This is a genomic window from Streptomyces sp. ISL-98 (genome assembly GCF_018614055.1).
In the GTDB taxonomy this organism is placed as follows: domain Bacteria; phylum Actinomycetota; class Actinomycetes; order Streptomycetales; family Streptomycetaceae; genus Streptomyces; species Streptomyces spiramyceticus.
This window is the reverse complement of sequence record NZ_JAGGPB010000045.1, coordinates 26,783-48,619: the sequence shown is the minus strand read 5'-3', so window position 1 is coordinate 48,619 and position 21,837 is coordinate 26,783. Positions and strand designations below refer to the sequence as shown.

Annotated in this window: 21 protein-coding genes; 13 read left to right on the top strand and 8 right to left on the bottom strand. The window is 69.3% G+C overall.

Translation table 11 applies throughout. From position 1 onward, the window contains the following. The first annotated feature begins 93 nt into the window (after positions 1-93). Positions 94-1,068 carry a DUF5926 family protein gene (locus J7I98_RS28680; protein WP_214927941.1) on the top strand — a complete coding sequence of 325 codons (975 nt, stop codon included), beginning with the start codon at positions 94-96 and terminating at the stop codon, positions 1,066-1,068. A gap of 228 nt (positions 1,069-1,296) precedes the next feature. Here J7I98_RS28680 and J7I98_RS28675 read toward each other — a convergent pair whose 3' ends face one another. After that, positions 1,297-1,821: a hypothetical protein gene (locus J7I98_RS28675; protein WP_251021334.1), complete on the bottom strand. Its 525-nt coding sequence runs from the start codon at positions 1,819-1,821 to the stop codon at positions 1,297-1,299. A 285-nt stretch (positions 1,822-2,106) separates the two neighbouring features. Beyond that, positions 2,107-2,799, bottom strand: a complete 693-nt coding sequence (locus J7I98_RS28670) for a bifunctional DNA primase/polymerase (RefSeq protein WP_214927939.1) — start codon at positions 2,797-2,799, stop codon at positions 2,107-2,109. A 463-nt stretch (positions 2,800-3,262) separates the two neighbouring features. On the opposite strand from J7I98_RS28670, the gene J7I98_RS28665 reads away from it, so the two are divergent. Both J7I98_RS28665 and J7I98_RS28660 read left to right on the top strand, forming a co-directional pair. Continuing rightward, positions 3,263-4,762 (top strand): PP2C family protein-serine/threonine phosphatase, encoded by a 1,500-nt coding sequence (locus J7I98_RS28665; RefSeq protein ID WP_214927938.1) that lies wholly within the window; start codon positions 3,263-3,265, stop codon positions 4,760-4,762. 88 nt (positions 4,763-4,850) lie between these two features. Then, positions 4,851-6,311 (top strand): aminopeptidase P family protein, encoded by a 1,461-nt coding sequence (locus J7I98_RS28660; protein ID WP_214927937.1) that lies wholly within the window; start codon positions 4,851-4,853, stop codon positions 6,309-6,311. Between the two features lie 36 nt (positions 6,312-6,347). Here the strand turns inward: J7I98_RS28660 and J7I98_RS28655 are convergent, their stop codons facing one another. Beyond that, positions 6,348-6,806, bottom strand: coding sequence for an ATP-binding protein (locus tag J7I98_RS28655; RefSeq protein WP_214927936.1), 459 nt, complete (start codon positions 6,804-6,806; stop codon positions 6,348-6,350). Between the two features lie 180 nt (positions 6,807-6,986). Between J7I98_RS28655 and J7I98_RS28650 the strand changes: the two genes are divergently transcribed. The 10 genes from J7I98_RS28650 (at position 6,987) to J7I98_RS28605 (ending at position 17,096) form a co-directional block, all read left to right on the top strand. Continuing rightward, entirely contained in the window at positions 6,987-7,811 is an 825-nt protein-coding gene (locus J7I98_RS28650; RefSeq protein ID WP_214927935.1) for a hypothetical protein, read from the top strand. 106 nt (positions 7,812-7,917) lie between these two features. Next, positions 7,918-8,664, top strand: a complete 747-nt coding sequence (locus J7I98_RS28645; RefSeq protein ID WP_214927934.1) for a YcnI family protein — start codon at positions 7,918-7,920, stop codon at positions 8,662-8,664. A gap of 29 nt (positions 8,665-8,693) precedes the next feature. Beyond that, positions 8,694-9,350 carry an SCO family protein gene (locus J7I98_RS28640; RefSeq protein ID WP_214927933.1) on the top strand — a complete coding sequence of 219 codons (657 nt, stop codon included), beginning with the start codon at positions 8,694-8,696 and terminating at the stop codon, positions 9,348-9,350. Continuing rightward, positions 9,347-9,823: a copper chaperone PCu(A)C gene (locus J7I98_RS28635; protein ID WP_214927932.1), complete on the top strand. Its 477-nt coding sequence runs from the start codon at positions 9,347-9,349 to the stop codon at positions 9,821-9,823. The genes J7I98_RS28640 and J7I98_RS28635 overlap by 4 nt, the downstream gene beginning before the upstream one ends. A gap of 14 nt (positions 9,824-9,837) precedes the next feature. Continuing rightward, positions 9,838-11,754, top strand: coding sequence for a copper resistance CopC/CopD family protein (locus J7I98_RS28630; protein ID WP_214927931.1), 1,917 nt, complete (start codon positions 9,838-9,840; stop codon positions 11,752-11,754). 5 nt (positions 11,755-11,759) lie between these two features. Continuing rightward, positions 11,760-13,004: an iron uptake transporter deferrochelatase/peroxidase subunit gene (gene efeB, locus J7I98_RS28625; protein ID WP_214927930.1), complete on the top strand. Its 1,245-nt coding sequence runs from the start codon at positions 11,760-11,762 to the stop codon at positions 13,002-13,004. 56 nt (positions 13,005-13,060) lie between these two features. Next, positions 13,061-13,996, top strand: coding sequence for a prephenate dehydratase (gene pheA / locus J7I98_RS28620; protein WP_214927929.1), 936 nt, complete (start codon positions 13,061-13,063; stop codon positions 13,994-13,996). A 606-nt stretch (positions 13,997-14,602) separates the two neighbouring features. Beyond that, positions 14,603-15,880, top strand: coding sequence for a serine--tRNA ligase (serS, locus tag J7I98_RS28615; RefSeq protein ID WP_214927928.1), 1,278 nt, complete (start codon positions 14,603-14,605; stop codon positions 15,878-15,880). Continuing rightward, positions 15,877-16,695: an HAD family hydrolase gene (locus J7I98_RS28610; RefSeq protein WP_214927927.1), complete on the top strand. Its 819-nt coding sequence runs from the start codon at positions 15,877-15,879 to the stop codon at positions 16,693-16,695. Before serS ends, J7I98_RS28610 begins: the two co-directional genes overlap by 4 nt. Positions 16,696-16,730: 35 nt before the next feature. Next, positions 16,731-17,096, top strand: a complete 366-nt coding sequence (locus tag J7I98_RS28605; protein ID WP_214927961.1) for a DUF488 domain-containing protein — start codon at positions 16,731-16,733, stop codon at positions 17,094-17,096. Positions 17,097-17,139: 43 nt separating this feature from the next. On the opposite strand, the gene J7I98_RS28600 is transcribed toward J7I98_RS28605, so the two are convergent. The 5 genes from J7I98_RS28600 to J7I98_RS28580 form a co-directional block, all read right to left on the bottom strand. Beyond that, complete coding sequence (locus J7I98_RS28600; RefSeq protein WP_214927926.1) at positions 17,140-17,856, bottom strand: hypothetical protein; 717 nt, start codon at positions 17,854-17,856, stop codon at positions 17,140-17,142. A 269-nt stretch (positions 17,857-18,125) separates the two neighbouring features. Next, on the bottom strand, positions 18,126-18,845 hold the full coding sequence (locus tag J7I98_RS28595; protein ID WP_214927925.1) for an ABC transporter permease: 720 nt from the start codon (positions 18,843-18,845) through the stop codon (positions 18,126-18,128). A gap of 18 nt (positions 18,846-18,863) precedes the next feature. After that, positions 18,864-19,775 (bottom strand): ABC transporter ATP-binding protein, encoded by a 912-nt coding sequence (locus J7I98_RS28590; RefSeq protein ID WP_214927924.1) that lies wholly within the window; start codon positions 19,773-19,775, stop codon positions 18,864-18,866. Continuing rightward, a complete protein-coding gene (locus J7I98_RS28585) occupies positions 19,772-20,680 on the bottom strand; it encodes an ABC transporter permease (protein WP_214927923.1) in 909 nt (302 codons plus the stop codon). The genes J7I98_RS28590 and J7I98_RS28585 overlap by 4 nt, the downstream gene beginning before the upstream one ends. Next, on the bottom strand, positions 20,670-21,707 hold the full coding sequence (locus J7I98_RS28580; protein WP_308377979.1) for an ABC transporter ATP-binding protein: 1,038 nt from the start codon (positions 21,705-21,707) through the stop codon (positions 20,670-20,672). The genes J7I98_RS28585 and J7I98_RS28580 overlap by 11 nt, the downstream gene beginning before the upstream one ends. Between the last annotated feature and the right edge of the window lie 130 nt (positions 21,708-21,837).

The following is a 21,837-nucleotide window of genomic DNA, read 5'->3' as shown; positions in this document are numbered from 1 at the left end:
CCGCATGTCCCGGGACGGCCCGTCAGATCCGGGCGGCACAGCGGCTAGGCTCGCGCCCGACACAGCAATGCCGTGAACGGGAGAAGCCAAGCCATGGCCAAGAAGCGCCCCCAGCCCGCAAGGGGAACCAAGCCGCAGGCTCAGGTATCCAGCGGGGAGGTGCCGGTGGTCGGGGCCCGCGAGCCCTGCCCGTGCGGTTCCGGCCGTCGTTACAAGGCCTGCCACGGCCGCGCCGCCTCGCACGCCGTGACCGAGCTGGTCCAGCGCCCCTTCGAAGGCCTGGCCGGGGAGAGCGACTGGGTCGCCCTGCGCGAGCTGGTGCCCGCGGCGACCGCCCCGCTGACGCTGAAGGACGGGCTGCCCGTGGGGGTCCCCTCCGTCACGCTGGCGACCGTACTGCCGATGGCGTGGCCCGCCCTGCGCCGCGACGACGGCTCCGTCCTGCTCGGCCTGCAGAACGACACGCCCTCCGGCGACCTCAGCCGCGACCTCGCCGACACCCTCCGGCGCGCACTGACCGCCAAGCCCGGTACCCCGGTCGCCGCCGAGCGCGCCCCGGCCGACGGGCCTCGCCTCCAGGACCTCCTCGACCCCGATGCGGCCTTCGAGCCCACCGTGCACTCGGGCTTCGAGTTCTGGGTTCCGGACGCGGAGAACGCGACGCCCGACGTGAGCGCGTCGCTCGAGCGCGCCAACGCGGCCGCGATCCCGACGGTCAGGCTGACCGGCGTCGACGCCGCGTACTGGTGCGAGACTCCCGAGAAGAACCACCTGCGCTGGGTCATGCCCTACGCCGAGGAGCAGCTGCTCGACGCCCTCGCCCGGCTGCACGCCGCCGGTACGTCGTCGCTCGGCGAAGGCACCCGTCTGGTCGGCTCCTTCCGGGCGCACGGGCTGATGGTTCCGGTCTGGGACCTGCCCAGCGAGGTCACGGCGCAGGACATCGAGAAGCCCGCCGCGGAGCTCGCGGAGCGGCTCGCTGCGGCGCTCACGTCGGACGCCCCGCTGACTCCGGAGGAGCGCCGCGCGCGGGGCGGGCTCACCAACCGCCAAGTGACGCTCAGCTGACAGTGACGATTTCTGTCGGGCGATCGGTGACCCCGGTCACAACTCCCTGTACTGGCAGGTAAATAACTGTCTGAATAGGCGAGATCGAATTTGCCAACCGCAGATCTCTTGTTACCGTTCTCGGAGCCCGGTCGCTGGTGCATCCCCCGTCGCCAGCGACCGGGCGTCTGACGTTTCGGAGTCAATGCCACGGCATTTCCCGGACAGGTCGCGCGTCATATTCCCCGGTCAACGGGGCGCAGGCGCAGCAGAGTTACTCCCCGACCTCAGCAGCAACGGTCCGTTTCCGGCCGCAGCGAACTCAGCCACCGCCGTGTAATGCGCGGCTTTTCCGCGAGTCGGCTCTCGCGGTGTTTCACACACTCCCGGTTCGTCGTCCGCACGCACCTTGCAATGCATCTGCAGGGCGCGCCCACCGGGTCCCATCAGCGAGAGTGCGGACCTCAGTTCCTCGCCCGAGGCATTGCGGTAGTACGCCCGCGCCCACGTACTGTCCCCCTCGGTCAGCACGCAGGTCTGGACCTCGATCCCCTCAGGGGAGGTGAGCTCGGGACCGCACCGCACGGGCGACGGCTGCAACGGCTGTGATGACTGCGACGACTCGGGCGGGGGGACAGCAGCCGGAGAGGCCTTCGCGTCGTCGAGCAGTGGTACGGGCAGCGGTACGGGCAGGGGTACGGGATCGGGTTCCGCGGCTGCGCCGGCCAGCGGCAGCAGGACGGTGAACACTACGACGACTGCGAGCCCGATCATGCGGAGGTTCAAAGCGGGTCCCACCTGTCAGCCGCCCGGGAATTCCTGACGGTGGGCCGAAGATATCGACGGATGGGGAACGCCCGCGTCAGCCGCGCGCCTGTTACCCGAGAACTCGGGCCCGCTCACACCCGTACGAGTGAGCCGGCGGCGCGTCGTGCGTAAATCCGCGCCGCCGGGACACGAGCACGCTGCCCGCCGCTCCGTACACGCGTCAGGGCCCGTCGGCACAGGCGCCGGTACACGCATCAGTACGTGCGTCAGCGCGCCCCTCGCCGCACGCCCTCAGTAGGCGAGGCGGCTGCCACCGTCCGGTGCGCCGTTGCTCGCCGCGACCAGTGCGTCCAGGACCGCCTCGACATCCGGCAGCCAGGGCGCCGCGGAACCGGCCAGAGGTGCCCGTTCCCAGCGGACCTGTCCCGTCCCGGTCTCGGAGGGCGGCAGCACCAGATAGCCGCCCTCGCCGTGGAACCGCAGCGAACTGGGCACCCAGTCCTTGGCGTACAGCAGCTCGCCGAGCCGCTCCAGGGAGTACGGGGCGACCAGCAGCGACCACCGGGTCGGGGTCGCGACGACCGGGCCGAGGCGCATGCCCATCCCGTCGAGCGCGGTCAGCGCGACGGCGCCGGCCACTGCGGGGAGGCTGAGTGCGCAGGGCGCGCGGCCGCCGGTGGCCAGCATGATCGGGGCCGTCGGGCGGTTCGTCCACCACCAGCGGATGAGGCGTTCGTCCGTCGTGGCGGCCAGGATGCCCGGGTCGAAGGGGTGCGCGCCGGGAACCACGCACTCGGGGTCGGGGCAGGCACAGCCCTGTGCGCGGTCGCCGCGGCTGCCGCGACCGCCCGACGTCTTCAGGCCCACGCCGGGAAGAACGGGCCACTGCCACGCGGTGGCGCAGGTCAGCGCCGCGCCGAGTTGGGCAGACTCCTCACTTCGCCGGAACCGGAGCCTGCGTCGCCTTCCGAGGATCTCGCGCATGAGCGCTCGTTCCTTTCCGTTGAACGCCGAGGTCCACATTGCACTTCGTGTGCGTCACTTCACTGCGCGTGCTCGTCGCGTACTGGCTGCGTACTGGTTGGCGTATCGCCGAACTTTCAGCCTGAGGCACGGTTAACCCCTCGTGGCCGAGCGTGAAACGTAGCGGAGGGTGGCGCACGCATGGCGCTTGCTGATCCGTAGTGCAGTCCCGCTGCTCGGGGATGGGGCGCGGCCTACGGCGGTTAAGACGCCACGGCCCGCCGCCAGGTTCCGGGGCGGTCGCAACTGCCCCTGGCCATCACCGATTAGGTACCCATCACGGTTTGAGATGACGCTCCCCCCAGGACTCCGCCCGGGAGGTACCCCCTGTCGAACACTCTCAGTCGACCGCAAATTATTGCCGTAGGTGCCATTTTTAGGCCAAGTTGGCTATCCCATAGACACCACGAGTCCCACGATCCCAATGCTGGACATCCCCTTACTTGTGCGTGTACATGTGGATGCATTGATAGCGGCGCAGAATGACATGGGGGTTTGCGATGCTATTGAGCAAAACGCACCAGCAGGAAAGCCTGCGATCATGAGCGCCCCACACGTTCCGAAAGTGGCTGGAATCGATCCCAAGGTTCCTGGTCCCACGCACACTGTCGCGCCTCTTCCGCCCGCCCCCACTCCTCCCGCCCCTGCCGGCGCGGTCCTTCAGGACCGGCTCGCGGGCTGGGTTTCCGATCTCACCACCCTCCACGAACTCACGGAACGCCTGGTCCGTACCGGTGCGCTCGACGACGCTCTGCACGAACTGCTCCGTGCGGGCGCCGCCCTCGTCGGCGCCCGCCGCGGCCTTCTCGTGCTCGAACCCGCCGACGGCCACGGCCCCTCCACCACGATCGGCCTCGGCCTCGCCCATGCCGACCTCGGCCACATCGAGACAGTGCCGCGTAGTTCCACGTCGTACGGCTGCCTCCTCGACGGCCTCCCCGGAAGCCCCGGCCCCAGCGAGATCGCCCACCCCGACCTCCTCGGCGAGGAGGAACTCGACCCGCGCCACCGCGAGGTCGCCGCGCGGCTCGGCTATGCCGCCAGTTACGCCCTGCCCCTGTCCACCCAGGCGGGCCGCCTGGGCGCGGCCGTCTGGCTGTACGACGAGCCGACCGAGCCCGTGGAGCGTCAGCGCCATCTCGCCGGCCTCTATGCGCGGTACGCCTCCGAGCACCTGGCCCGGCTGCTGGAGCTGGAGCGCGCCCGTGCGCGCGTCGCGACCGTAACCGAGGAGCTGCTGCCCACCAGGCTGCCCCGGGTCGCCGGGGTGCAGCTCGCCGCCCGCCACCGCACAGGAGCGCTGGGCGGCGGCGACTGGTACGACGCGCTGCCGCTGCCGGAGGGCGCCCTCGGGCTCGCCGTCGGGTCGGTGTCCGGATCGGGGCCGAGCGCACTGGCCGCGATGGGACGGCTGCGGGCGAGCCTGCGGGCGTACGCCGTGATGGAGGGCGAGGACCCCGTCGCCGTACTGTCCGATCTGGAGCTGCTGCTGCGGCTCACCGAGCCCGCCAGGTCGGCCACCGCGCTCTTCGCCTACTGCGAACCGGCGGAACGCCGGATCGTGCTGGCCGGGGCCGGGCACAGCCCGCCGCTGGTCATCGGTGAACGGCGTACCGAGTTCGTGGAGACGTCACTGTCCGCGCCGCTGGGGATGCTGGCCTGCTGGGAGGCGCCGAGCGTGGAGCTCGCGCCGGAGCCCGGAGAAACGGTGCTTCTCTACACGGACGGGCTGCTGCAGCGCACCGGCGACCCGATGGACCGGGCCTTCGCGCGGCTGCACGCGGCCGCTGCGAGCGTGCCGAAGTCGGTCAGGGCGGACCCGCGTGCCGTGGCCGACCATGTGCTGCGGGCGGTGCTGCCGGACGGGCTCGACGCTACGGATTCGATGGAGGATTTCGTGCTGCTCGCGGCACGCTTCGACTGATACCTCACAGTTGTCCACAGGGCCCTGGGCCGTCCTCTCCTCGCACATACGATGGAGGACGGTCCAGTGTCGTATCAAGGAGACAGTCGTGTCCGATGAGCTCAATCCGGAGACCCCGGGCGAAGCGCAAGAGCCGATCAAGCAGCGGAAGAACGGCCTGTACCCGGGCGTTTCCGACGAGCTCGCCGAGAACATGAAGTCCGGCTGGGCCGACACCGAGCTGCACGGTCTGGAGCCCATCGCCCAGGCTGCGCACACCGCCGCCCGCCGCGCCGCGCTCTCCGCGCGCTTCCCCGGCGAGCGCCTGGTCATCCCCGCGGGGAACCTCAAGACTCGCTCCAACGACACCGAGTACGCCTTCCGCGCCTCCACCGAGTACGCGTACCTGACCGGTGACCAGACGCAGGACGGCGTCCTCGTGCTGGAGCCGAAGGACGGGGGCCACGTCGCGACGATCTACCTCCTGCCGCGCTCGAACCGGGAGAACGGCGAGTTCTGGCTGGACGGGCAGGGCGAGCTGTGGGTCGGCCGCCGCCACTCCCTGGCCGAGGCCGAGCAGCTGCTGGGGATTCCGGCGAAGGACGTCCGCGAACTGCGCGCCGCCCTGACGGAGGCCACAGGCCCGGTCCGTAACGTCCGTGGGCACGACGCGGGCATCGAGGCCGCGCTGACCGACAAGGTCACCGCCGAGCGCGACGAGGAGCTGCGCGTCTACCTCTCCGAGGCCCGCGCGGTGAAGGACGAGTTCGAGATCGGCGAGCTCCAGAAGGCCGTCGACTCGACCGTCCGCGGCTTCGAGGACGTCGTGAAGGTCCTCGACAAGGCCGAGGCGACGAGCGAGCGCTACATCGAGGGCACGTTCTTCCTGCGCGCCCGTGTCGAGGGCAACGACATCGGCTACGGCTCGATCTGCGCCGCCGGCCCGCACGCGACCACCCTGCACTGGGTGCGCAACGACGGCGACGTACGCTCCGGCGACCTGCTGCTGCTCGACGCCGGCGTGGAGACCCACACCCTCTACACCGCCGACGTCACGCGCACGCTGCCGATCAACGGCACCTTCACCGACCTGCAGCGCAAGATCTACGACGCGGTGTACGAGTCCCAGGAGGCCGGCATCGCGGCCGTGAAGCCCGGCGCCAAGTACCACGACTTCCACGACGCGTCGCAGCGCGTTCTCGCCGAGAAGCTCGTCGAATGGGGTCTTCTCGAAGGCCCGGTCGAGAAGGTCCTGGAGCTCGGCCTCCAGCGCCGCTGGACCCTGCACGGCACCGGCCACATGCTCGGCATGGACGTCCACGACTGCGCCGCCGCGCGCCGTGAGGCGTACGTCGACGGGACCCTGGAGCCGGGCATGTGCCTGACGGTGGAGCCCGGGCTGTACTTCCAGGCCGACGACCTGACCGTGCCCGAGGAGTACCGCGGCATCGGCGTCCGGATCGAGGACGACATCGTCGTGACCGAGGACGGCAACCAGAACCTGTCGGCAGGGCTGCCGCGCCGCTCCGACGAGGTCGAGGCGTGGATGGCCCGGGTCAAGCAGGGCTGACGAGACCGATCGCCGGTCGCCGCGAGGGCGTGCCGCTCAGGACACCTTGAGCAGCGCGTCCTCGCGCCATTTCAGGATCTTGTCGAAGCTGACCACCGCGCCGCGTCCCGGCCGGTTCCTGAAGTGGACATGGTCCGCGAGCTGCTCGATCAGGCAGAGGCCTCTGCCGTCTTCCGCCGTGCTGGGTGCGGGGCGCAGTGCGGCATGGTGCCCTCGCCGTGAGGGGGGAAAGCCCGGCCCGGAGTCGGTGACCTCGATACGGCATTTCTCGCCGTCCAGATAAGCGGTCACGCGGTATTCCGCAGAGGGTGTTCCGGACCGTTCGTCCCCGCCGTGCTCGACCGCATTCGCACAGGCTTCGCTGAGCGCGACCGAGAGATCGTAGGAAATGTCCGGATCGACCCCTGCTGTCTCCATGGTGCCGAGCAGAAGGCGGCGGGCGAGCGGAACGCTCGCGGCTTCGCGCCGCAAGTGGAGTGACCACCAGATGCTCATGCTCCAGCCTCCTGGCTGCGGCTCGACATACGGTTACGTATTGCCACAAGCAGTCCGTCATAAGCGTGCGATCGATGTGATTGCGCTCATTCGGCCGATGCGCGCACCACGGCCGGCGGTGTATGTGCGCGCGGACCTGCCGTATGAGGCAGGTGGACGCAATGCGATGATGTCGGCGCCATGTCTACATCGGTCGTACGCGCCGGAGCCGGTCCGCGGCTGCTGAGGACCGCGGTGTTCACCGCGGTCTGCGTCGCGCTGTCCGCGACCGGACACGTCATGGCATCCTGCGCCACCGTCCCGTGGTGGACGATCGCGCTCGGCTGCGCCGCTGTCTTCGCCGTGGTAGCCCCGCTGGCCGGGCGCGCGCGCTCGCTGCCCGCCATCGCCACCGCGCTGACCTGCGGACAACTCGCCCTGCACGTCCTCTTCGGGCTCGGCCAGCACAACCCCGCCCTGCAGTCGGCCGCCACCGACACCTCGCTGCGCATGCTGGCGGCGAAGCTGCTGTGCGGCGCCGGGGCCCTGCCGCTCAGCACCGCAGAGGCCCGGCGGATCGTCACCGAAGCGGGCATCGACCCGGCATCCGTGCAGGCGGCCCAACAGCACCTCACGCATGCGGCTCACGCATCCCACACGGCCAATGCGGCGCAGCAGTCCGAGGCCGTGGCGAATGCCGGGCTGTTCCCCACCCTCCCCATGCTGCTCGGGCACATGCTGGCCGCCGTCGCGGCAGGCTGGCTGCTGCGGCGCGGGGAGGCGGCGCTGACCCGGCTGGTTCTGCTGTCGGCGCATGGAGTCGCGGAGGGCGCACTCGTACGGTCGTTGCGCGCCGCGCTCGCACTTGTACGTTCGCTGCGCGCCGGGCTGCCCGGTGCGCCCGCGCAGCGCCGGCGCGCCCTGCGCACCCCGTTCCTCGCGCCGCTGCGGCCGCCCGGGGAAGCCCTCCAGCACACGGTGATCAGGCGCGGTCCGCCCTCGGCGGCGCTCGTTCTCGCAGCCTGACGCGGCGCACTCCTCGACGTAGCACCACGGGAGCGGCGTCGCGATGCCGGTGCGTACCCGCGCGCCGGAACATCATTCACCTCTGCTCCGTGGAGTGTTTCCAGCCATGAATGTCACGCGTATCTCCGCCGTCGCCGGCGCCGTTGCCGCTTCCACCGTCCTGCTGATCGCGGGCCCGGCCCTCGCGCACGTCGGCGTTCAGCCCGTCGGCCCCGCCGAGAAGGGCGGCTACGCCACCGTCAACGTCAAGGTGCCCAACGAGCGGGACAACGCCTCGACCACCAAGCTCGAAGTCTCCTTCCCCACCGACCACCCGCTGTCCTCCGTGATGCCGCAGCCCGTGCCCGGATGGACCGTCAAGGTCACCAAGACCGAGCTCGACAAGCCGCTCAAGGTGCACGGCAAGGAGATCACCGAGGCTGTCTCCAAGGTCACCTGGACCGGCGGCAAGATCGGGCCCGGCGAGTTCCAGCAGTTCCCGCTCTCGCTCGGGCAGTTGCCGGAAGACGCCGACCAGTTGGTCTTCAAGGCCGTCCAGACGTACGACAACAAGGAAGTTGTCCGCTGGATCGAGGAGCCCAAGGAGGGCCAGGAGGAGCCGCAGTCCCCGGCCCCCGTCCTCAAGCTGACCGAGCCCACCGGTGACGACCACCACGGCTCCGGCAGCGCCAAGAACGACGAGGCGTCCGCCCATGACGCCAAGGCCCACGACGACGGCAAGAAGAGCGAAACCGCCGCCGACAGCACCAGCAACAGCGACTCGACCGCCCGCGTCCTCGCCGTCGTCGGCATCGCCGTCGGTGTCGCGGGCGTGGCCTTCGGCGTTCTCGCCGGCCGCCGCCGCACCTCCTGACACTCACCGAAACACCGGGACCTATTCCTATGCGCAAGAAGAACGCGCTGGCCGTGGCGCTCGTAGCCTCGGCCGCGCTCACCCTGTCCGCGTGCGGCGGCGGCAAGGCCGACAGCTCCAAGCCGCTCAGCGGCGTCTCCGCCGATGCCGCGACGAAGGCCGCGACCGTACTGGACCGGCCTTTCAAGAAGCCGAATCTCGTCCTCACGGACACGCACGGCAAGAAGTACGACCTGCGTGAGCAGACAGAAGGCAAGCCGACGCTCGTCTACTACGGCTACACCAACTGCCCCGACGTATGCCCGCTGACGATGAGCAACATCGCCATCGCGTACAAGAAGCTCTCCCCTGCGGACCGGGAGAAGCTCCAGGTCGTCTTCATCACGACGGACCCCGAACGGGACACCCCGAAGGCACTCGGCAAGTGGCTCAAGGGCGCGGGCGACCCCGCGTTCACCGGGCTCTCCGGCGACTTCCCGACCATTCAGGCCGGGGCCCGCCAGATGGGTATCGGCATCGACCCGCCCAAGAAGGAAAAGGACGGCTCGGTCGTCTCCATGCACGGTGCACAGGTCATCGCGTTCTCGCCGAAGACCGATGCCGGATACGTGCTGTACGGCGAGGACGCCACCGCCGACGACTACGCCAATGACCTTCCGAAGCTCCTCAAGGGGGAGAACCCGTGAACCGCCGCACCACCCTCGTCACCGCCGTAGCCCTGACCACGGGCCTTGTTCTGGCGGGCTGTTCCACCGACGGCTCGGGCGACGCCGACGTCAAGAACGCCAAGCCCGAGCTGAAGGTCAGCGGGGCCTTCATGCCCGAGCCCGTCATGGACGACATGGCCGCCGGCTTCCTGACCGTCAAGAACGACAGCGATGTCGCGGACAAGCTCACCTCCGTCACCAGCAACATCTCGGGCGAGGTCCAGATCCACGAGACCAAGAACCAGAAGATGCGGGAGGTGAAGTCCTTCGACATCCCCGCGGACGGTCAGCTGAACCTTGAGCGCGGCGGGAGCCACATCATGTTCCTGAAGCTGAAGAAGAAGCCCCAGGTGGGCGAGAAGGTGGCCGTGGAGCTGCACTTCGAGAAGGCCGGCGTGATCAAGACCGAACTTCCGGTCGAGGAGACCACCCACAACCCGAAGAAGCAGTGAGGGACTGACACACCATGCCGGCAACCGCCCCGCGCTTCGGAGCCGCAGTGATCCGGCTGCTGCTCATCACTACGGCACTCCTCGGCACCCTGCTCGCAGGAGCCGCCCCCGCATCGGCGCACGCCGCGCTGACCGGGAGCAACCCGAAGGACGGGGCGGTCGTCGCCACGGCGCCCAAGAACATCACCCTCACCTTCTCGGAGCAGATCGCCCTGGGCGACGACTCGATCCGCGTACTCGAACCCAGCGGCAAGCGCGCCGACACCGGTGAGCTGCGCAACATGTGCAGCGGAAACGTCGTCAAGTACGGCGTCCAACTGCACTCCGGGCTGCCCGACGGCACGTACACCGTGGCCTGGCAGGCCGTCTCCGCCGACAGCCACCCCATCTCCGGCGCTTTCACCTTCTCCATCGGCGCCCCCTCCAAGACCACCGTCGAGGTACCCGAACAGGCTGCGGGCGGCGGCCTCGTGGGCACGCTCTACGGCATCGCGCGCTACACGTCGTACGCCGGCTTCATCCTGCTCGTCGGCGGCGCCGCCTTCGTGCTGGCCTGTTGGCAGCGCGGCGCGGGCGAGCGGCCGCTGCAACGCCTCGTCGTCCAGGGGTGGATCACGCTCACCGCGTCCACCCTGGTGATGCTGCTGCTGCGCGCCCCCTACACGGGCTCGGGCAAGCTCGCCGACGCCTTCGACCTGAGTGGGCTCAAGGCTGTACTGGACACCAAGACCGGGGCTTCGCTCGTCTCGCGGCTGCTGCTGCTCGGCGCGGGCGCGCTGTTCGTCGCCGTGCTGTTCGGGGCGTACGCCAAGCGCGAGGACCCCAAGGAGAAGAAGGACCTCACGTTCGGACTCGCCCTGGGCGGCGGGGTCCTGGCGGCCGGTGTCGCGGCGACCTGGGCGCTCTCCGAGCACGCGTCGACGGGGCTCCAGCCGGGCATCGCGATGCCCGTGGACGTGCTGCATCTGCTGGCGGTCGCAGCCTGGCTGGGCGGGCTCGCGGCGCTGCTGGTCGCGCTCTACCGGACTCCGGGCATCGAACGTACGGCTGTACGGAACTTCTCCCGCGTCGCCTTCGCGAGCGTCGTCGTGCTGGCCGCGACCGGCCTCTACCAGTCGTGGCGGCAGGTCGGTTCCTGGTCGGCGCTGACCGGGACGGCGTACGGGCAGCTGCTGCTCGTCAAGGTCGGGCTGGTCGCCGTGCTCGTCGGCATCGCCTGGCTCTCGCGGCGCTGGACGGGGCGGCTGGCCGAGACCGTGGCGCCGGAGGCAGAAGCGGCCGCACTCATCGAGCAGCGGGCGGAGGTTGAGGACGAGAGTGAGGGTGAGGCGGCTGAGGCCGTTACCGTCCCCGAGGAACCCGCCCGGGCCGCTCAACTCGCCCGGCAGAAGGCCGCTGTGGCCACCGCGCGCGTGAAGCGCGTACGGGACGCCGATCCCGAGCGGCTCGGGCTGCGGCGTTCCGTACTGGCGGAGGCCGGGGTCGCGGTGGTGCTGCTGGCCGTGACGACCGTACTGACCAGCACCGAGCCGGGGCGTACCGAGGAGAAGGAAGTGGCGAGGGCGGAGACTTCCACCGCCGTCCCCGACCGCCCGATCGACATCCGTATCCCCTTCGATACGGGCGGCGAGGATGGCAAGGGCACAGCCAGGGTCGAACTCGACCCGGCGCGTTCGGGCAGCAACGGACTGCATGTGTGGCTGGAGCGGCCCAACGGGCGGGTGATGGACGCCCCCGAGGTGAAGGTCGCGTTCACCCACAACGAGAAGGAGATCGGGCCGCTGCCCGCCATCCCGGACCGCGTCGCGAGCGGACACTGGAGCGCGAACGGTGTGCAGATCCCGATGCCCGGTACGTGGGAGCTCGAACTGACCGTCCGTACCTCCGACATCGACCAAGTGACCGTCAAGAAGAACGTGAAGATCGGCTGACCGGCGTGAGCGACATCGACATTTCCAGGCGGCGGCTGCTCGGCACCGCGGGCGCGGCCGGCGCCGCGGGGCTCGCGCTGGGCGCTAGGGGCGGGGCCGCTGTGTACGCCGCTGCCTCGGATTCCGGCAGTGCGGCGGACGGGAAGGCGCTGACGTCCGTCGGCTCGACGTCCGCCCCCTTCCACGGCGAGCACCAGGCCGGTATCACCACGCCCCTCCAGTCCCGAGGGCATCTCATCGCGTTCGACCTGGCGGCGGGCGCGGGGCGCAAGGAGGCCGCGGCGCTGCTGCGGCGCTGGTCGGCGGCGGCGCGCACGCTGATGGCGGGCGAGCCGTTCGGGGACGGCGACACCGGGGTGGCGCTGGATGCGGGGCCGTCCTCGCTGACCGTCACCTTTGGCTTCGGCAGGACCTTCTTCGACCGTACGGGCCTGGCCGCCCGGCGGCCGTCGGCCCTCGACCCGCTGCCCGACTTCTCCTCCGACCAGCTGGACCCGCGGCGCAGCAACGGCGACCTGTGGGTACAGATCGGCGCCGACGACTCGTTGGTCGCTTTTCACGCGCTGCGCGCCATCCAGAAGGAGGCGGGGGACGCGGCCAAGGTGCGCTGGCAGATGAACGGCTTCAACCGTTCGCCGGGCACGACCGCGCAGCCGATGACCGCCCGCAATCTGATGGGGCAGATCGACGGCACGGGCAATCCGAAGCCGTCCGATGCCGACTTCGACCGGCGGATCTTCGTGCCCGCGAGTGGCGATCCCGAGTGGATGACGGGCGGCTCGTACGCCGTCGTACGCCGCATCCGGATGCTCCTCGACGACTGGGAGAAGCTGGCGCGCGGCGAGCAGGAGAAGGTCATCGGGCGGAAGAAGTCCGACGGGGCTCCGCTGACGGGCGGCAGCGAGACGACCGAGCTGGATCTGAACAAGACCGGCCCGGACGGCAAGCTGGTCGTCCCTTCCAACGCCCACGCCCGTATCTCCGCGCCCGAGCAGAACGGCGGCGCGGCGATGCTGCGGCGGCCGTTCTCGTACCACGACGGGATCTCCGCCGACGGGACGCCTGACGCCGGGCTTCTCTTCATCTGCTGGCAGGCGGACCCGCTGCGCGGCTTCGTGCCGGTGCAGCGCAAGCTCGACAGGGGGGACGCATTGTCGCCTTTTGTCCGGCACGAGGCGAGCGGGCTTTTCGCGGTTCCGGGCGGGGCGCTGGACGGGGAGTACGTGGGGCAGCGGCTGCTGGAATCCTGAGGGCGCGGTGCGGCTGTCCGTACGGGCTGTTTCACAGCGCGCATTAAGGTGACCGTATGTCGGCAACGCGCTATGCCTATCTCGGCCCCGAGGGCACCTTCACCGAGGTCGCCCTCCGTACGCTTCCGGAAGCCGCCACCCGGGAGCTCGTCCCGATGGTGTCCGTGCCGGCCGCGCTCGACGCGGTACGCAGCGGGGAAGCGGCGGCGGCGCTCGTACCGATCGAGAACTCCGTCGAGGGCGGGATCACCGCGACCCTCGACGAGCTGACGTCCGGCGAACCGCTGATGATCTACCGCGAGGTGCTGCTCTCCATCAGCTTCGCGCTGCTGGTGCGCCCCGGCACGAAGCTCGGCGACATCAAGACGGTCACCGCGCACCCGGCCGCTCAGCCGCAGGTGCGCAACTGGATGGCGGCGAATCTGCCGGACGTGCTGTGGGAGTCGGCGGCGTCGAACGCGGACGGCGCGCGGCTGGTCCAGGAGGGCCGGTACGACGCGGCCTTCGCGGGTGAGTTCGCGGCGGCGAAGTACGGCCTCGAACCGCTCGTCACCGAGATCCACGACGCGGTGAACGCGCAGACGCGCTTCGTGCTGGTGGGCCGTCCCGGGCGGCCGGCCGCGCCGACCGGTGCGGACAAGACGTCGGTGGTCATCTGGCTGGGCGACGACCACCCGGGTGCGCTGCTCGAACTGCTCCAGGAGTTCGCGGTGCGCGGGGTCAACCTGATGCTGATCCAGTCGCGGCCGACGGGGGCGGGGATCGGCAACTACTGCTTCGCCGTGGACGCCGAGGGGCACATCTCGGACCGGCGGGTGGGCGAGGCACTGATGGGGCTCAAGCGGATCTGCCCGAATGTGCGGTTCCTCGGGTCGTATCCGAGGGCCGGGGTGTCGGTCGAGGACGTGCGGGCGCTGCGGGCGGGGACGTCGGACGCGGAATTCGTGGCGGCGTCGGAGTGGCTGGCGCGCAGTCAGGACGGCCGGGCCTGATCGGCCCGTATCAGCTGAGCCGCACGGGGGCACGGCCGCACAAGCCCTGCTCGCGCTAGTCCTACCTGCAGATTTGCGTTACCCACAGAAGTTATCCACAGGACTGCTTCTCGACCTGGGGACAAGTCGACAACGTATCCCGACATGGTCGACAAATCTCCTCAGAGGGCACCCTTCCGTCCACAGGTCGTCAGGTCGGGTGACGTCACCTCAATTCCATTGATCAACTCTTTAGAGCGAGTAATTCCCACCCGAATGAGCGTGTGAACTGGGTTTGACCGGGGAATCTTCCGCCCCGCATGCACCATTCGGAACGATCCCTTCCGGCATCCACAGATCTTTCGCACAGCCTGTGGATAACCTTCCGGGGTAGTGCATTCCTGTGGACAACCGGTCCGCCAACTCCCGTTCGCCGCAAGGAAGAAGCGTCAACGCGACCGACGGAAAGTGCCCTGTTTCGGGGAATAGTGCCTGTTTTATTGACGCGCACCGGCGGGCACGTGCGGCGATTCTCGCGAGCATTCCCAATATGGGCAATTCGGGCAAATTGCCATGCAATGCAATATCAAGTCGATGGCCGCAAGCGGTCGCGGGTAGCCTGGTGGGGTGATTGACCTTCGCCTGCTCCGTGAGGACCCCGACCGTGTTCGCGCCTCCCAGCGCGCCCGTGGAGAGGACGTCGCGCTCGTCGACGCCCTCCTCTCCGCCGACGAGCGGCGCAGGTCGTCCGGCGTCCGCTTCGACGAACTCCGCTCCGAGCAGAAGTCGCTCGGCAAACTCATCCCCAAGGCCACCGGCGACGAGAAGGCCGAGCTGCTGAAGAAGGCCGCCGAGCTCTCCGCCGCCGTCAAGGCGGCCGACGCCGAGCAGGACGAGGCGGCCGAGGAGTCCAAGCGGCTGCTCCTCCAGCTCGGCAACATCGTGCACGCCGACGTACCGGTCGGCGGCGAAGAAGACTTCGTCGTTCTGGAGACGCACGGCACGATCCGCGACTTCGGCGCCGAGGGCTTCGAGCCCAAGGACCACCTGGAGCTCGGCGAGGCGCTCGGCGCCATCGACGTCGAGCGCGGCGCCAAGGTGTCCGGCTCGCGCTTCTACTACCTGACGGGTGTCGGCGCGCTGCTCGAACTGGCGCTGGTGAACGCGGCGATCGCGCAGGCGACCGAGGCCGGCTTCATCCCGATGCTCACGCCCGCGCTGGTCCGCCCGCGCGCCATGGAGGGCACGGGCTTCCTCGGCCAGGCCTCCGAGAACGTGTACCACCTGGAGAAGGACGACTACTACCTGGTCGGCACCTCCGAGGTCCCCCTCGCGGCGTACCACATGGACGAGATCATCGACGCGGACAAGCTGCCGCTGCGCTACGCCGGCTTCTCGCCCTGCTTCCGGCGCGAGGCCGGTACGTACGGCAAGGACACCCGGGGCATCTTCCGGGTGCACCAGTTCGACAAGGTCGAGATGTTCTCGTACGTCAATCCCGAGGACGCGGAGGCCGAGCACCAGCGGCTCCTGGAGTGGGAGAAGCAGTGGCTGACCGGCCTGGAACTGCCCTTCCAGGTGATCGACGTGGCCACGGGCGACCTGGGCTCCTCCGCCTCGCGCAAGTTCGACTGCGAGGCGTGGATCCCGACGCAGGGCAAGTACCGCGAGCTGACGTCCGCGTCGAACTGCGGCGGCTTCCAGGCCCGGAGGCTGTCGGTCCGTATGCGCGACGGCAAGAAGGTCCAGCCGCTCGCGACGCTGAACGGCACGCTGTGCGCCGTACCGCGCACGATTGTGGCGATCCTGGAGAACCACCAGCTGGCGGACGGTTCGGTGCGGGTGCCCGAGGTGCTCCGTCCGTACCTGGGCGGCCGTGAAGTGCTGGAGCCGATCACCAAGTGAGCCTTCGCTCCGCCCCTTTTCCGTACAAGCTTGTCGCGACCGACCTCGACGGGACGCTGCTGCGCTCCGACGAGACGGTCTCGGCCCGTACGCGCGACGCGCTCGCCGCCGCCACGGCGGCGGGCGCGGCCCACATCGTCGTCACCGGACGTGCGGTCCCGTGGACCCGGCACATCCTGGACGACCTGGGCTACGAAGGCCTCGCGGTCTGCGGCCAGGGCGCGCAGGTCTACCACGCCGGTGAGCACCGGCTGCTGACCTCGGTGACGCTGGACCGGCAACTGGCCGGGCTCGCGCTCTCCAAGATCGAGGCGGAGGTCGGTCCGCTGGCGCTCGCCGCCAGCCGCGACGGTCTGCAGGGGGCGGTGCTGGTCGGCCCCGGGTACCAGGTGCAGGAAGGCCCGCTTCCGTACGTACCGTTCAAGGACCCCGCTGATCTGTGGTCGGCGCCGCTGAACAAGGTCTACATCCAGCACCCCGAGCTGAGCGACGACGCGCTCGCGCAGGTCGCGCGTCAGACGGTCGGCAGCCTGGTGGACGTAGTCATGGCGGGCCCGGGTGTGGTGGAGATGCTTCCGCTGGGCCTGAGCAAGGCGACGGGCCTGTCGCTGGCGGCGCGGCGGCTGGGGCTCAAGGCCTCGGACACGATCGCCTTCGGTGACATGCCGAACGACATCCCGATGTTCGGGTGGGCGACACACGGTGTGGCGATGGCCAATGCGCACGACGAGCTGAAGGCCGTGGCCCACGAGATCACGGCGTCGAACGAGAACGACGGCATCGCGGTGGTGCTGGAGCAGCTGCTACAGGGCTGAGGAGCGCGCGCCGGACCGGAACGTGTAGCAGGCTGATTCCTGTGAGCAAACCTGATGTCCGAGTGCGCAGGGTGTACGAGCAGCCGTCGGCCGAGGACGGCACCCGGGTGCTGGTCGACCGGCTCTGGCCGCGCGGTCTCAGCAAGGACGCGGCGGGCGTCGACGAATGGCCGAAGGCCCTGACGCCGTCCGACGAGCTGCGTCGCTGGTATCACAGCCCTTCCGGCGAGTTCGAGGAGTTCGGCCGCCGTTACGAGGCCGAGCTCGCCGCCCCCGATGCGGCAGAGGCTCTGGACGGTCTGCGTACGCTCGCCAAGGCGGGCCGGGTCACCCTGCTGACCGCCGCCAAGGACCCGGACCACAGCCACACCGCCGTACTACTGCGGTTGCTGCTGACCTGAGTGCGGCCCGAGGTCCTCGACAGCGGCCGGTATCAGCGGAGGATCAGCGGCGCTTACGCCGCTGGCTGCGCTCCAGAGCGCTCAGCCGATGGGAGACGGCGTCCAGCTTTTTGTCCATGCGGTGCTCCATCCGCCGCATGTCGTCGGAGAGGTCGCAGAGGCGGTTGCTGATGGCGCCGACGACCTGGTTGGTGGTTTCGAGCCGCCGGTCGAGCCGGTCCAGCCGTACCGAGATCCCGTTGATGACGGGGCCGAGCTCTTGGAGCGCGTGCCCGACCGAGTCCAGGTGGGACTCGACCTTGGTGACGCGCCGGTCGAGCGAGGCGTAGCCCTCGCGCCAGCCGCTCTCCTCGGCATCGAGGAGGTACGTACGGACGCAGCGGGCGATGTCGCTGTCGCGAAGAAGCATCGCCATGTTGAGCACCGCTCGGCGGGTGTACAACGTGAGTTGAGTGGCGGCCTGTGGATAACTTGTCCCCAGGTCGTCGCTCCATAGGGACAAGATGTCCCTATGGAAGACCCGCAGGTCATCGCCTCGCAGTACTTGCAACCCGTTCTCGTTGAGTTCCTCCCGATGGCGCTGGACGACCTTCTTCAGGACCTCTGTGGATACTTCGAAATACCGGGCCACGTCCTCTGTGCGGACGTAAATTCCGTCCGGGAGCATGACAAGCGCCTTGACCTTGTCGAGGACGTCGATGCGGCCCAGGTGCTCGTCGCGCATCGTGCGCGATTCGAGCAGGGTGACTTCCGATGGCATGAGGATGCCTTCCGTTCGTGAAAGCCGGCGATGGACAGCCCTGTCCCCGGGCTTTCAGGGGCGGAGGACGCTCAAGGTGGCTACTCACTCTTGTGACCGGCCCGGATTCGCTCCGGCACCGGCAATCCCCAAATTCACGAACGCTCGACGTCACAGATCCCAGTTGCCTCCACGCAGGGTGAACAACGAGCCGATAAACGTACAGTTTCGCGGAAATGCGTCAACCCCCGCCCACAGGGCAGGGGTTGACGGACGAAGGCGTTCCGCTTCTACTCCTCGCCCGCGAGCGTCAGCGTCCGCAGCTTCTGGCCCGCGTACCAAGTCGCCGCCGCCGTGACCGCCGCCAGCAGGACCGCCGCCGTAGGCAGTGCGACGTCCGAGGTGATCGTGCCGTTCGCGCCGATCCGTTCCGCCAGGGACAGCGCCCACTGCTGGACACTGAGCGTGCGCGCGCCGGGCACGAGGCTGCCGAACAGGGTCTCCCACACCAGCGCGTAGACCAGCCCGAAGACCACCGCGTGCCGGGTGACCGTACCGAGCAGCAGGAAGATCGCGCTGTATGCGATCGAGGCGACGAGCGCCGCGACCGTATAGGCGATCGCGATCTGTCCGCCGTTGCCGTTGAGGATCATGCCGGCGATGAAGGTGGGGATCGCGGAGAAGGCCATCGTCACGGCGATCGCAACGATGAGCTTGGTGAAGATGATCGTGGACCGCTTCACCGGCTTGGAGAGCAGATAGACGATCGAGCCGTCGTCGATCTCCGGGCCGATCGCCCCCGTGCCCGCGATCACACCGATCAGCGGGATCATCGTGGCGAGCGCGAAACCGCCGAGCACATCGGCGGCCACCTGGTCGTCCGCGCCCGTGAGGACCCGTACCGCGACCGCGATGACCAGCAGCAGGGCCGGCAGGATGAAGAGGACGGCTGCCCGGCGGCGGCCGAGGAGGGCCCGGTAGGTGAGCCGGGCGACTGTGGGTTCGTACATGATCGCTGCAAGCTCCTTTCAGGCCGCTACGAGGTAGGAGAAGACCGACTCGAGGGACTCGTCGGACGGCGAGACCGTGAGGAGCCGGATGCCGTGCGCACGCGCGACCTGCGGGAGCAGCTCGGTGAAGCGGCCGAAGTCGACGGCCTGGATGCGCAGTGCGCCTTCCTTCAGGTCCACTTCGATGCCCGCCGTCGACGGGTCCGCAATCAGCGCGGCGGCGAGCGCGCGGTCGTCGCTGGACCGTACGAGATAGCGGTGCGGGCGGTCCGTCATCAGGCGGCGGATCCTGCGGAAGTCGCCGGAGGCCGCATGACGTCCCGCCACGATCACCTCGATGTGCGAGGCGAGCTGTTCGACCTCCTCCAGGATGTGGGAGGAGAACAGGACGGTGCGGCCCTCCGCGCCCATCCGTCGCAGCAGGTCCATGAGCTGCATGCGCTGGCGTGGGTCCATGCCGTTGAAGGGCTCGTCGAGGAGCAGCACGGACGGGTCGTGGACCAGGGCGGACGCCATCTTCACGCGCTGGCGCATGCCCTTGCTGTACGTCGCGATCTTGCGGTCCTGTGCGTACTCCATCTCGACGGTGGCGAGCGCCTTGTCCGCCGCGCCGGCCTCCAGTCCGTGCAATTCGGCGTTGGCGACGACGAATTCGCGGCCCGTGAGGAAGTCGTACATCGCCTCCCGCTCGGGCACGATCCCGATGTGCTTGTACACGGCTTCGTTGCGCCAGATCGGCTTCCCGTCGAGGGTGACGGTGCCGGTGGAGGGGGCGAGGAAGCCGCCCATCATGTTGATCAGGGTGGACTTGCCGGCGCCGTTGGGGCCGAGCAGTCCGGTCACGCCGGGGCCGACCCGCATCGTGATGTCGTTGACCGCCACCACATTGCCGAACCAGCGCGAGGTGTGGTCGATGTCGATGGTGGTCACAGCCCGACCTTTCGGTAACGGCGCATCAGTACGGCGTACGAGCCGAAGCTGAGCGCGAGGAGGACGAGCAGGTAGACCATGCCGCTGCCGGCCGAGGGGCCTTCCCCTCCGGGGAAGGCAGAGGTGGCGCCGAGGAAGGCCGTCTGTACGCCGTCGATGAGGGTGACGGGCGAGAAGAGGCCGAGCCATTCCACCGCACTGTTCGCGCCCTGCTCCCAGGCGATGGCCTGGACGGTGGACACGGCTCCGTACGAGATGGTCAGTACGGCGATGACGGCGGCGACGCCGAAGCCGCGGCGCGGGGTCAGTGCGGCCATCACGAGGCCGAGACCGGCGAAGAGGACGGAGAGCAGTGCCACGGAGACCAGTCCCTGTGCGAACCCCTTCGTCTGGTCCGCGAAGTCGAATTCGGCGAGCAGGGCGCCTGCGTACAGGATCACCAGGGGTGTCGCCGTGAGGACGAAGAGGGCCGAGGCCATCGCCGCGTACTTGGCGAGGACGTAGTCGCTGCGCTCGATGGGGCGTGAGAAATACAGTGGGACGGTTTTGAAGCGCAGGTCGCGCGAGACGGACTGCGGAGCCTGGGAGGCGAGGTAGAGGGCGATGACGGCCTGCAGGTAGATCGCGTACCGCGTGTACGTGACCGGCAGGTCCTTCATTTCCACAGGGGCAGCGACCGCCACCGCGACAATGATCGCCGCGACCAGGCACATCACCGCGAAGAGAATCATCGGCAGCACCTTGGACTTGGCGCTGCGGCCCAGTCCGTACGCCCCGCGCAGTGACTGCGAGAAGAGCGAGCGGCGCGCGTACGCACGGCCGAGGCGGGGGCCGTCGTACGATCGGTAGCCGATGTTGTGGATACGGGTCGGGTCGGTGCCCGGTGTGGTGATTTCAGATGCCATCGCGGCCGGCTCCCTTCTGGTCTGCGGCGACCTGCTGCTGTGCGGCGACGGCGGCGACGGGCTGTCGCTGCCCGCTTTCCGCCGGCCGGCCGTGCTCGTCCGTGCGGAATACCTCGGCGATGTGGTGGCGGCGCTGTTCCATCCGTACAAGACCGACTCCGAGGTCCGCCACGGTGTCCCGCACCAGGTCGTACGTCTCTTCGCCGGTCGCTTCGACGAGCAGGATGTGGCCCGCGCCCGGCAGACCGTCCTCCATCGCCGCGTGGAGGGTCGTACCGGCGGCGGTGAGCGCCTCGCGCAGCGCGCGGGTGCCGTCCGGGTGGGTGTCGGTGTCCGTGACTTCGACGGCGATGGTGGTCGTCGTCCGGGTGAAGTCGCTGGTGGAACTGGAGCGGAGCAGCTTGCCGCCGTCGACGACAACGACGTGGTCGCAGGTGCGCTCCAGCTCGCCGAGCAGGTGCGAGGTGACCAGTACCGAGATGCCGAAGTCGGTGTAGATGCGGCGGATGAGGCCGAGCATCTCGTCGCGGCCCACCGGGTCGAGGCCGTTGGTCGGCTCGTCGAGGAGCACCAGCTTCGGGTCGTGGACCAGTGCCTGGGCCAGCTTCACGCGCTGCTTCATGCCGGTCGAGTAGCCGCCGATGGGGCGGTAGCGCTCCTCGTACAGCCCGACGTGGCGCAGGGTGTCGGCGGTGCGCTCGCGGGCGGCGGTGGGCGGCAGGCCGGACATGCGCGCCATGTGGACGACGAACTCGGTGGCCGAGACGTCGGGTGGCAGCGCATCGTGCTCGGGCATGTAGCCGACCTGCTCGCGGATGGCGCCGCCGCTGGTGGCGACATCGAGGCCGAACACTGCGGCCCGGCCCTCCGTGGCGGGGGACAGACCCAGCAGAATCTTGATCAAGGTGGACTTGCCGGCTCCGTTGGCGCCCACCAGGCCGGTCACGCCGGGTCCGATGTCCAGGGAGAGCCGGTCAAGCGCGGTCACCCTCGGGAACCGCTTGCTCAGGCTTTCGGTCGCGATCACAGTCACATTTCGAAGGTAGTGGCGCAGACCACACCTCGCGTCAGACCAGGCGGCTGGATCCGTGTCCGACTCCAGGCGTACGGACCCGTAGGGGAAACGCCCGAAGTAGGACTCCGGGGCGAGGGACGGG